Raw genomic sequence first — 12,403 nt, 5'->3', positions numbered from 1 at the left:
TACCTTTATAAATACAAGACATTTTTATGGGAAGAAAATCAGGAAGAAAAAAATCAGGATTTAAAAAGAAGGGCAGCAAGCCCACTGACATAGAACAACTAAAATTAAAATTAACGCAATTTTTTGAAAATAATTTCGGCGAAGCCTATGCCGAAAAACAACTCATCAAAAAACTGGTGCTTCGGGATGCCCACACCAAAAAATTATTAAATCCTGCCTTGCGGGAACTTTTAGAGGAAGGCAAGATCAGTTGCAATCCCAGAAACCTTTATTCCTCCACAGCTGAGCCGGAGTTTATTATTGGAGAAGTGGATTTTGTCAATGCAAGGTTTGCATTCGTTATTCCTAACAATCAGGAAAAGAAAGAAGATGACATCATGGTCAAAGAGGCAGATTTAAAATCTGCACTTGATGGTGACAAAGTCCGCGTAATGATTTTACCCAAAAGAGGTAGAGGCAATCGAAGAGAAGGAAAAGTTTTGGAAATAATGGAACGGAGCAGGGATGAGTTTGTCGGGAGAATTGAAATCTCTCCACGTTTTGCCTTTGTCGTTCCGGACTTTAAGAAAATGCACCACGACATCTTTGTTAGGAAGTCGGACCTTGCAGGAGCTCAGCATAACCAAAAAGTAGTCGTAAAGCTGACTGATTGGAAAGAAGGAGACAAAAGCCCAAGTGGAAAAATCATTCATGTTTTGGGTAAAGCCGGAGACCATGAAGTAGAAATTCATTCCATCATGGCTGAATTCGGTTTACCCTTTGATTATCCGGAAGAGGTTGAAGCAGAAGCAGAAAGCATCTCTGAAGTAATCCCGGAAGATGAAATCAAAAAAAGAAAAGATTTTAGAGACATAGACACCTTCACCATTGACCCTGCAGATGCAAAGGATTTTGATGACGCGATATCCTTCCGCTATTTGGACAACGGAAACATGGAAATAGGTGTTCACATCGCTGATGTTACACATTACGTCAAGCCCAAGACATTGATGGAAAAAGAGGCTTATGACAGGGCCACCTCCGTCTATTTGGTGGACAGAACCATTCCCATGCTCCCCGAACGACTCAGCAATGGCCTTTGTTCCTTGCGCCCCAACGAAGACAAGCTCACCTTTTCATGTGTTTTCGAGATCACCGATCAGGCAGAAGTAAAGGATTTTTGGATTGGCCGAACAGTGATTCACTCCAATAGGAGATTTACCTATGAAGAGGCACAAGAGAACATGGATAATGAAAGCGGCGAATATGCCAAGGATTTATTAAAGATCAATTCTCTTGCAAAATTACTTAGAAGTGCACGGTTTAAAAAAGGTGCCATAAATTTTGAAACAGTAGAAGTGAAATTTCAACTTGATGAATCCGGAACCCCTACAGGGCTTATCATCAAAGAAAGAAAAGACGTTCACAAGTTGATTGAAGAATTCATGCTATTGGCCAACAAAACAGTGGCCACATATATTTATAATAAGAATAAAGGTAAAAGTACTTTTGTCTACAGGGTTCATGATTATCCTGACCTGGAAAAGCTGGCGACATTTTCTAACTTCGCGAAAAAATTTGGGCATGAAATTAAAATCCTAGATGAAAAGAAAGTTTCCAACAGCCTGAACAAATTGATGGATGATATAGTTGGTAAACCAGAGCAAAATATTCTTGAACAACTTGCCATCAGGAGTATGGCAAAGGCAAAATATACCACAGAGCCCAAACAGCATTTTGGTCTTGCCTTTGATCACTATACCCATTTTACCTCACCAATCAGGCGATACCCTGACATGATGGTACACCGACTGTTGCAACATTACCTGGATGGTGGCAAGCCACCTGAGAATCAGGCATGGGAAGAAAAGTGTGTTCACTCTTCCGAGCGTGAAAAGAGAGCTGCAGATGCCGAAAGGGCCAGCATTAAGTACAAGCAAGTAGAATACATGAAGCTTGCTGAAGAAAAAGATTACTCAGGTATAATCACAGGAGTAACAGAATGGGGCGTATACGTAGAAATCTCTGAAACCAAATGTGAAGGAATGGTTAGGGTGCAAGACCTGACAGATGACTATTACGATTTCGACGAGAAAAATATGCGACTCATTGGTGCCAAGAACAAAAGAATGATCACCCTTGGTGACAAGGTGGAGGTTAGGGTAACGCGCACCGATATAGACAGACGAACCATAGATTTGGAATTTGTAAACAATGATAAATGAAAACCAGCTTGAGGACATTAAAACTAACCTCGAGCAGCACATCCAGCAACTTGACCTTCAAGGAAATCCTCAAGAGTTATATGAGCCCATCACCTACCTTATGGGCCTGGGAGGCAAAAGGATACGTCCATTACTTACATTACTGGCTTATAACCTGTACAAGGAAGACTACAAAAAGCACTAAGCCCGGCAGCAGCGGTCGAGGTCTTTCATAATTTCACACTTATGCATGATGACATCATGGACAATGCGCCACTTAGAAGAGGGAAAGCTACGGTCCATGAGAAATGGGATGATAACACTGCCATCTTATCAGGAGATGTTATGCTTGTAAAAGCCTATGACTTACTCTTGTCAATTGCTCCGGAATACCTAAAGGAAAGCCTTCAGTTATTTAACAAGACCGCAGCAGAGGTTTGTGAGGGACAGCAGTTTGACATGAATTTTGAAAGGCGGGAACTGGTAAGTGAAGAAGAATACTTGAACATGATTCGGCTAAAAACAGCCGTATTATTGGGTTTTGCCTTACAGCTTGGGGCCATATTGGCAGGAGCTACAAAAAGCGATGCACAACGGCTGTACGATTTTGGGATGAATATTGGAATTGCCTTCCAATTAAAAGATGATTTACTGGATGTGTATGCGGACAAAGAAAAGTTTGGTAAACAGGTAGGAGGAGATATTATCGCCAATAAGAAAACCTATCTGCTGGTAAAAGCCAAAGAATCCGCAACCGGACCAACAAAGGATGAGCTTGAAAAATGGCTTCATGCAAAATCTTTTTCCTCAGAAGATAAGGTGAAAGCAGTAACTGCTATTTACGATCAACTTCTGATAAAAGAAAAAACCATGGCTGTTATGGAAGACTATTTCCAAAAAGGCTTTAAGCAGCTATCTGAATTACAGGTGAAAAATAACAAAGGGTTACAATTACTACAAAGCTTAACTCAGCATCTCGCCAATAGAGAAAAATAGAACCATGGAACTATCTGTAACATTAATTATTATCATAATCACCTGTATTACATCTTATTACGGCTGGAAGAATCCGGAGTTTATCAATAAAAATTTGTTCACTCCGTATATTATAAAAACTGATGGGGCGTATGGTAGATTCTTAACTTCAGGTTTCATCCACAAAGATGGCACTCACTTGTTGTTCAATATGTTCACCTTCTATTTTTTCGGAAATGTGGTCGAGTCCTATCTCAATTATGCTTTCGGTCCGGAATTAGGCATAGTGGCCTTTGTGCTATTCTACCTTATTGCCATTATTATTGCTGATATACCAACTTACCTTAAAGAGCAAAATAATCCAAGTTACCATGCTTTGGGAGCTTCAGGGGTACTTCTGCAACAGTATTTGCAAGCATTATCCTAATGCCATTGTCAGACATCTGCATCTTTGGAATCTTCTGTCTACCGGGTTTTATATTGGGTTTACTCTTTTTAGGTTATGCCTTTTATAAAGGGCGTGCCGGTGGAGACAATATCAATCATGATGCCCATTTCTATGGCGCCGTCTTTGGAATCCTGGTGATTGTACTTATTTCTCCTGAAAATGCATTGCATTTTTGGGAGCAAGTAAAAAACTTCAGCCTTTTCTAAACAGGTTTATCATTGTTCTAAAAACCTAATCTAAAGTGAATGCTGAAGTTTTATTTATTATTTGGCTTTCTTTAATTGCCTAACCAATTTATCAACTACATCTTTTAGCAGTGGTATCCAATGTGCCCCTTTTCTTCAGCAAATACATCAGGTCCAGGAATACCCACGCGCATGCCTACAACACTAACCGCATTGCCTCCACTTCCTTCTGTTTTAAAATATACATCTACTGCATTGATATCATGGGTGAATTTAGACAATTTATCAATGGATGTACGAATTTCCTCTTGTACGGCATTATTGATTTCAATATTAACTGATTGAACATCAATTTTAATTCCTTTGTAGTTTTCTGTATGGTTCATTGTAATTGATAGGTTAATTCCCTCCTTTAAGAGAAATGGTCACTGTAACTTTTCTTTTTCTAAAACTATAGTACAAAAAAAGGCCATTCTGTCGAATGGCCTTTTTTTGATTGATTAGAAAGCTTAAGCTTCTGCAGGAATCACCGTAACGATGGATTTACCATCATGCTTTTTAGTAAAAGCAACTTTACCGGGAACCAAGGCAAAAAGCGTATGATCTTTACCTAAGCCAACATTTACACCAGGATGGTGTTTTGTACCTCTTTGTCTAACGATGATATTACCAGCAATAACTGATTCACCACCAAATTTCTTTACACCAAGTCTTTTACTTTCAGACTCTCTACCGTTTTTGGAACTACCTACACCTTTCTTATGTGCCATAACTTGTATTATTTAAGGTTGCTTCCCGAAGGATTAAAGCGTAATGTTTTCAATTAAAATTTTCGTGAACTGCTGACGGTGACCGTTTTTCTTTTTGTAACCTTTTCTTCTCTTCTTTTTGAAGACAATTACTTTGTCACCTTTCACATGATCAAGGATTTTCCCTGATACCTTGGCACCTGACAATAAAGGTGCGCCTACCGATACAGTGCCATCGTCTTCTGCCAAAAGCACCTGATCGAATTCTACGGAAGCGTCAACTTCACCTTGCATTTTGGGTGCAAAGATGTGCTGATCTTTTGTTACTTTGAACTGCTTACCGGAAATGTTAACTATTGCGTACATAATGGTTTGATATATTACAATTATCAAAATGAGGTGCAAATATAAGAAAATTAACAGCATAGATAAAATATTTCACTAATATTAATTTGAATATTTACTGTATTTGAATGAAAACTCCATTTACAAATGTGCGCATAACACAAATTTAAAGCTGTAACATTCAATTATCTGTCTTCAAACCGAATTTACCACCTACTAAACACTGATTTACACCTACTTACAATCTACCTCAAGTAAGAGTCTAAGTAAGTTTTTTGACCCTAGGTCAATTTTTTGGGCGTTTTTGGTAGTTTTTAATTATTTCAAAAATAATTAGAAAAAGTTAACCTTGCATATTTGGACCGTTTAGATTAAACCTTTACTTTGGTTCAATCAGTATATTTAATTAATATATAGGTTTTTATAATGCTTTGACCTTCGGTCAATTTTTTAGGGTTTTTAGGATTATTGGGCTTTACTTTTTCATTTTTCTTGCCCATATTTGTTAAGGCAATATTAACAATTCACTCTAAAACGCTTTTATTTAGATGGTAAGATGAAATAATGCACTTGCCTAAAATTTAATTTTAAATCAGATTAAACCAATTCTACTAATGAAGTCCGAGCCAATATTAGAACAAGGAGATAACAGTCGTTTTGTTTTATTTCCTATCCAACACGATGACATTTGGAAGTATTATAAAAAGGCAGAAGCAAGTTTTTGGACTGCTGAAGAAATAGACTTGGGCCAAGACTTAAATGACTGGAAAAATCTAAGTGATGGTGAACGCCATTTTATATCCCATGTACTAGCATTCTTTGCTGCAAGCGATGGGATCGTAAATGAAAACCTAGCTGAACATTTTGTAGCAGAAGTTCAATATACAGAAGCAAAGTTCTTCTATGGTTTTCAGATTGCCATGGAAAATATCCATAGTGAGACCTATAGTTTATTAATTGACACCTATATCAAAAACCCTGAAGAAAGGGATCATTTATTCAATGCTATCGAGCATTTGGATTGCGTAAAGAAAAAGCGGAATGGGCCTTGCGATGGATTGATAAGGGGAATTTTATGGAAAGGTTAATCGCCTTTGCTGCTGTGGAAGGGATATTCTTCTCCGGCTCATTTTGTTCCATCTTCTGGTTGAAAAAAGAGGTTTGATGCCGGGATTAACTTTCTCTAATGAGTTAATATCAAGAGATGAAGGTTTGCATTGTGATTTTGCCTGCCACCTTTATACCAAACATTTGGTTAATAAATTGCCTCAGGAACAAGTTACGCAAATTATAAAAGATGCGGTAGAAATTGAAAAAGAATTTGTTACAGACGCATTGCCTGTAAGACTTATTGGCATGAATTCTGAATTGATGTGCCAGTATATTGAATTTGTAGCAGACAGGCTGCTACTTGAATTGGGATGTTCCAAAGTTTGGAACAGTAAAAACCCGTTTGATTTTATGGACATGATATCTTTGGAAGGTAAAACCAACTTCTTTGAAAAACGTGTCGGTGATTATCAGAAAGCCGGGGTAATGAAAGGTAAGGACGATTCTTCTTCAGGGAAATTTTCTATAGAAGAAGACTTTTAATCATTTTTTAACCATTATAATCAGTTTAGTATGTTAGTAATAAAAAGAGACGGTAGAAGAGAGTCCGTCAGATTTGATAAAATCACAACTAGGATTGAAAACCTTTGCTATGAATTGGATGCACGCTACATTCATCCAATCGAGGTGGCAAAAAAAGTAATTGATGGTCTCTATGATGGTGTGACCACCACAGAACTTGACAATCTTGCAGCAGAAGTTTGTGCCTCTCTTACTGTTAAGCATCCTGATTATGCAATTCTTGCTGCAAGGATTGCCATATCTAACCTACACAAAACCACCAGCCAGTCGTTTTCAAATACCATGAAACGACTTTATACTTATATCAATCCAAAAACTGATGAGAATGCAGCCTTAATTGCTCCGGATGTTTATGGAATAGTTAAAAAACATGCTGCAAAATTAGATCAAGTAATTGATTACAGCAGGGACTTTGACTACGATTTCTTTGGCTTTAAAACTTTGGAAAGAAGCTACCTTATCAAACTTGACGGTAAAGTAGTGGAAAGACCTCAACACATGCTCATGCGTGTGTCTATAGGTATCCACAAGGAAGACATAGATGCGGCCATTGAGACCTACCACTTATTGTCTCAAAAATGGTTCACTCATGCCACACCCACCCTCTTCAATGCAGGTACACCAAAACCTCAACTGTCCTCTTGCTTCTTATTAACTATGAAGGACGACAGTATTGATGGAATTTATGACACCTTGAAACAATGTGCGAAAATTTCACAATCTGCAGGAGGAATAGGGCTCTCCATCCACAACGTAAGGGCCAAAGGTTCTTATATCAGAGGCACCAATGGAGTTTCCAATGGAATTGTACCAATGTTGAGAAACTTTGACATGACTGCCCGTTACGTAGATCAAGGGGAGGCAAAAGAAAAGGTAGCTTTGCCATTTACCTCGAACCTTGGCATGCCGATATTAAAGACTTCCTTGACTTGAAAAAGAACCATGGGAAAGATGAACTGCGTGCTAGAGATTTATTCTATGCCGTTTGGGTATCCGATCTCTTTATGAAAAGAGTGGAAGCCAATGAAGAATGGTCTTTATTCTGTCCACATGAAGCACCTGGTTTGGCTGATTGTCATGGTGAAGAGTTCGAAAGACTCTATGAAAAATACGAAAAAGAAGGTCGTGCGCGTGAAACGATCAAAGCGCAAGAGCTATGGTTTGAGATCCTAGAATCCCAAATTGAAACAGGTACTCCTTATATTTTGTACAAGGATGCCGCCAATGGCAAATCCAACCAGAAAAATTTAGGAACCATCAAATCATCCAACCTGTGTACTGAGATCATGGAGTACACCTCTCCGGATGAGGTGGCAGTTTGTAATTTGGCTTCTCTTGCTCTTCCAAAATTTGTATCCACAGGAAAAGACGGCAAAAAGCACTTTGACCATCAAAAATTATATGAAGTCACCAAAGTGGTTACCAAAAACCTTAACAAGGTAATTGATGTCAATTATTACCCGGTTCCTGAAGCGCGTAAATCAAACTTCAGACACAGACCTGTAGGTTTAGGGATTCAAGGGTTGGCTGACACATTTATTTTATTGAGAATGCCTTTCGATTCAGAAGAAGCTAAAGGACTCAATGAAGATATCTTTGAAACCATCTATTTTGCCTCTATGGAAACCTCTATGGAGCTGGCAAAAATCAATGGTACCTATGAGACTTATGAAGGATCGCCTGTATCCAAAGGGCTTTTCCAATTTGACATGTGGGGCGTAACACCTAAATCAGGACGATGGAACTGGACAGGACTTAAAGAAAAGGTGAACAAGTATGGAGTGAGAAACTCACTTTTAGTAGCTCCTATGCCTACAGCATCAACCTCTCAAATATTAGGTAACAATGAGTGTTTTGAACCATATACCACCAATATCTATACTAGAAGGACCTTATCCGGAGAGTTTGTGGTAGTCAACAAACACTTGATGAAAGATTTAATCAGGTTAGGACTTTGGACTGATGGAATGAAAAACAGGTTGATCGCATCCAATGGATCTGTTCAAGATATGCCGGACATTCCACAAAACCTTAAAGACCTCTACAAAACTGTTTGGGAAATTTCTCAAAAGGTCATTATAGACATGGCTGCTGATAGAGGTGCCTATGTTTGTCAGTCACAAAGTATGAACTTGTTTTTACAAGAGCCGAATTTCGGTAAACTAACTTCCATGCATTTCTATGCTTGGAAAAAAGGTTTGAAAACAGGAATATATTACTTACGTTCTAAGGCTGCAAGTAGTGCCATTAAGTTTACTGTCGACAAATCTCAATTGAATGATGATAAACAAACCGCAATTGATGATGCAGAGGCTAGAAAGCAACAACAAGACGCCATTGTATGCTCATTGGACAACCCTGATGAGTGTGAAGCTTGTGGCAGTTGATCCATATTAACTTCAACGATAAAAGGCAACTGTTCTCTCATGGACAGTTGCCTTTTTTTATTACTGGACTAAATAACCGCCCAACTCACGAATACCAGATAAGTTTGGCCTTGAGTAGGGAATAGACGATCTAATAGGTTTAAAATTTTCGATATTTTTTTCAACCTCACAATAGCCGGGTTACCCTACCCCCAACAACCTGACTTTCTGACCCTAGCATCCATGCTTACGAACCCTATGGTAAAATCCCGATTGAAGATTGCTTATTTGGAATACACAATTTGAACCTCCTCAGGGGCAGAAACTTCAGTCTTTAGATTGCCATCACCTTGTTTTACATGCTTGACATAAACTAAGCCATAAGGTGTAGGAAAGGTGCCTTCCACCCAATCCAAATCACCCAAATGTGGCTCAATTAACAATGTCTTGGACCCGGGCTCCAAAACCTGCACACCAAGGACATGCTTGCTCAACCACGCAGTAGGCCCCGAAGCCCATCCATGGCTCAAGTTATGCCTTAGCTTTTTATAGCTGTACCCACCGTAACTGGCATGAACATCTACTTTACCTTCAGGTACAAAATCATCTATTCTGGCAGCATTTTCTAACCAGTCAATATTAAAATCCTCCCAGAAGGTGGTCGCTCCCAAATCAATCATGGCTCCCCAGTACTCCCTAATGTTATCGATAGCTCCTTGATAATCTTCAGCTTTGGCTTTGGCCTCCAACATATAATAACCATAAAAAGTAGAAAAGTCAGCTACTCCATCTTTGGAAACTTGCCGGTTGGCTTTAATAGGGTTCATAATTCGGGTCAAAGACATAAGGGAAGCTGCTTGTTTTGATCCAGCATGGTCAGGACGATAGGTCCTTAATTTAGCAGTCATAGCAGTTGCTTCTTTAGCCATCTCAGCATTTTCCAAAACAGTAAAAATAGCTGCAGATGCATCAAAAGCCCAAATCAACATGGATTGTAATCCAGCGTGAATGGCTGCAGGGTTTTCACTTGAAGGCCAATCTAAAAAGCGGGTTCCGTCCAATTTCTCCTTGTTGCCTTCTACCCTACTTACCATATGGCGCATAAGTTTTATCAAATATTCTTCTTGCTCTTTAAGGTAAGCTTTGTTCCCATGGTGCAAATACCAATCCCTATGAATAATAATCCACCACATAGAATAAGTGCTTATCCCATTCATCCATTCAGGCATTGGGGTGATATCTCGAATTAAGTCAAGGCTTTTAGGCACCACTTCATTGTAACCAAATACCGCATTAATTGTGGATACTTCCGGATGTAGATCGCCCACCCATACCAAACGATCTCTTTTAATTCCATCCCAAAGGTATTCTTGCATATTCATATGCACAGTATAAGCACCCATATTCCATATTTTATTTAGCCGCTCATCGTTGCTTTTAAAACTCCCCAAATAAGGGATATCCCTATAGGTCAATATGGCATTGGCTTCTTTAAGTAATAATTCTTTGTTGGGGTCTACTAAGTCTATACGTGCATACCTAAAACCTGAATGACCAATTTCCAATTTACCAAGCCAAGGTAAAGCAACAATAAAGTCTCTCATTGCATGATCATTTGTGGCTCCTTGAAGGGTGTCAATGGCTGACATGGCCTCAGTCACAGACTCTCCCAACCTAATGCGAACCCTCACCGGATCTTTTGATCCAATCATACCTGTAACCAATTGAATGCCTCCGTGTAAATTCACACCAAAATCCAACAAGATACCCGGCTTTTCTGTTGCTGTACTCTTCATGACCAAAAAGTCTTGGTTAGAAGTAAGAATGGCCTGTCCTATCGGTTGACCCAGCAGATGATTTTCATTCTTTATCAGTGCCTCATTTTCGGTAGATTTCCAGAAGATTTTAACCGGAGCAATGTATTTCCTCGTTCTGTTATCATCAGCTATTTTATACTCCATGCCATTGTTAAAGGCAGGAGGAAGCTGGCCAAAAGCACTGAATTCAATTGCTAGTAAAAATATTAAAGAAAAAATAAGCTTAGGCGGTATTTGCATTACATTCATTTGATCTCGTCATTTTGGTTAAAAAGCCAATATAAAATGAAATGTCCATAGACCTATCCTGTTGCTACCTGCCTATTGAAAATTATCACATAAAACCAGATAATATTATAAATTTCTTGCCAAAGGCTTATCCACAAAAAATCATGCTATTTGACCCGCGATAGAAAAGAGACAATTAATTTCATCTTCAGGATTAAAATGTTGAAAGAAAGCCTCATTAGAAAGAAATTACTCACCCACAAGCAGGGATATGCGTCAAGTCAACTTTAAGGTTGATCTATCATAGAAAGGAAAACCTATTGTCAATTTCAAATTAAACCATCAATCTACACCCAATTCCTCTAATGCTGAATCAATTTTATCATTCCATCTTTGTTGGGCTGAGCCATTGGTCCCATTGGAAGTTTCCCGATCATATTCTTCCTGCATTTGGTTCATTTCTCTGAAGGCTTCTAAATAGTGAAAAGAGACTTTTCTTTCATAATTGTGTGGCGCTAGCGACAGGGCCTGAAGCGTATTTTTAAGCCGCTCAGTAATGATCTTGGCTATGTCAAAATGCCTTTGCTCATGATTCAATCCATAGCTATCGTTTCCGATCCGGACCCATGAAGAACTTTTTAACATGTAAGTTTTTAATACCAAATCGACGACAATCTCACCATTTTCTACCTTGCTATTGGACGCATAACCTATACTAGCAAATATTGATGCTGCATAATTGTTAAACCTGGGTCTGCCTTTGAAATCCTCCCATGTAAGCGGCCTGTTGGGAGAATAAAAACAGTATCCTTGTCATTCGACCCTTTGTAATCACTTATTTCTAACCGAACAGTCTTTGCAAGTTTTTGATTATTGGCCCCATCTTTCTCTATCCAATCATTAAAATATTTCATGGATAAATTCACGGAACGTCTTAGAAAAGCCTCCAATAGATTAACTTGTCTAAAGCCTCTTTGGTAACTAATGCCACCTTGGAAATCCAGCAAGTCAACTAGTTGCTCGTCCCGATCTATGGCAAAGGTAAAATCTAGGTGAATGTCTCCTTCAACTGCCCCGGTCTGGGAATCTTTAAGTTTTTCTATAATTTTACAGTCTTTTACCCGGATCACTACCGGCAATAAATCTCTATTTCCCGGATAGGCTTCCAAAATATACTGCTCCAATGCATGAATGGTCCCCCCTTTTAAGTTTACGGTTTCCAAGTTATTTCCTCGCATCAGATCAACAACCACAAAAGCTGTAGGATTAAGGTCTTTTCTTTCATCAATGACCCGAGCAATATAATATTCCTCCGGACTAAAAACCTGAGAAGCCACCCGCAGAGGTATGGGTTCAAGATTTACTTTTTGCGCATATCCCTCCTTAATGAATAACAGCATGACCAATAATAGGATAGCCAATTTAAGTCGGCAAAATACAATTCTTATATAGGGTCTTTTTAGCTTCATACCTTT

7 protein-coding genes and 4 pseudogenes are annotated in these 12,403 nt (G+C 38.8%); 5 read left to right on the top strand and 6 right to left on the bottom strand.

What is annotated here, in order from left to right; translation table 11 throughout:
- The first annotated feature begins 26 nt into the window (after positions 1-26).
- The 3 genes and pseudogenes from rnr to WG932_RS23200 all read left to right on the top strand — a co-directional run bounded on the left by rnr (position 27) and on the right by WG932_RS23200 (position 3,812).
- Entirely contained in the window at positions 27-2,204 is a 2,178-nt protein-coding gene (gene rnr / locus WG932_RS23210; protein WP_483085554.1) for a ribonuclease R, read from the top strand.
- Positions 2,194-3,179 (top strand): annotated as a pseudogene (locus WG932_RS23205) (polyprenyl synthetase family protein). The gene rnr and the pseudogene WG932_RS23205 overlap by 11 nt, the downstream one beginning before the upstream one ends.
- 4 nt (positions 3,180-3,183) lie before the next feature.
- A pseudogene (locus WG932_RS23200) lies at positions 3,184-3,812 on the top strand (rhomboid family intramembrane serine protease).
- A 104-nt stretch (positions 3,813-3,916) separates the two neighbouring features.
- On the opposite strand, the gene WG932_RS23195 reads toward WG932_RS23200, so the two are convergent.
- The 3 genes from WG932_RS23195 to rplU all read right to left on the bottom strand — a co-directional run bounded on the left by WG932_RS23195 (position 3,917) and on the right by rplU (position 4,906).
- The gene (locus WG932_RS23195; protein WP_483085553.1) at positions 3,917-4,177 is read right to left on the bottom strand and encodes an HPF/RaiA family ribosome-associated protein; all 261 of its coding nucleotides are present in this window, start codon (positions 4,175-4,177) and stop codon (positions 3,917-3,919) included.
- 123 nt (positions 4,178-4,300) lie between these two features.
- Positions 4,301-4,561, bottom strand: a complete 261-nt coding sequence (gene rpmA / locus WG932_RS23190; RefSeq protein ID WP_014020187.1) for a 50S ribosomal protein L27 — start codon at positions 4,559-4,561, stop codon at positions 4,301-4,303.
- A 33-nt stretch (positions 4,562-4,594) separates the two neighbouring features.
- Complete coding sequence (rplU, locus tag WG932_RS23185; protein WP_041935086.1) at positions 4,595-4,906, bottom strand: 50S ribosomal protein L21; 312 nt, start codon at positions 4,904-4,906, stop codon at positions 4,595-4,597.
- 593 nt (positions 4,907-5,499) lie between these two features.
- On the opposite strand from rplU, the pseudogene WG932_RS23180 reads away from it, so the two are divergent.
- Positions 5,500-6,478: pseudogene (locus WG932_RS23180) on the top strand (ribonucleotide-diphosphate reductase subunit beta).
- A 30-nt stretch (positions 6,479-6,508) separates the two neighbouring features.
- A pseudogene (locus WG932_RS23175) lies at positions 6,509-8,904 on the top strand (ribonucleoside-diphosphate reductase subunit alpha).
- 263 nt (positions 8,905-9,167) lie between these two features.
- Here WG932_RS23175 and WG932_RS23170 read toward each other — a convergent pair.
- The 3 genes from WG932_RS23170 to WG932_RS23160 all read right to left on the bottom strand — a co-directional run bounded on the left by WG932_RS23170 (position 9,168) and on the right by WG932_RS23160 (position 12,397).
- Entirely contained in the window at positions 9,168-10,940 is a 1,773-nt protein-coding gene (locus WG932_RS23170; RefSeq protein ID WP_483085552.1) for an alpha-L-rhamnosidase-related protein, read from the bottom strand.
- A 330-nt stretch (positions 10,941-11,270) separates the two neighbouring features.
- Positions 11,271-11,573 carry a DUF922 domain-containing protein gene (locus tag WG932_RS23165; RefSeq protein ID WP_483085551.1) on the bottom strand — a complete coding sequence of 101 codons (303 nt, stop codon included), beginning with the start codon at positions 11,571-11,573 and terminating at the stop codon, positions 11,271-11,273.
- Positions 11,574-11,638: 65 nt separating this feature from the next.
- Positions 11,639-12,397, bottom strand: a complete 759-nt coding sequence (locus tag WG932_RS23160) for a hypothetical protein (RefSeq protein WP_483085550.1) — start codon at positions 12,395-12,397, stop codon at positions 11,639-11,641.
- Positions 12,398-12,403: the final 6 nt, after the last annotated feature.

The sequence above is a fragment of the Cyclobacterium sp. SOCE241 genome (assembly GCF_056867545.1).
The sequence above is the reverse complement of the archived record's forward strand: the minus strand, read 5'-3'. Positions and strand labels throughout refer to the sequence as shown.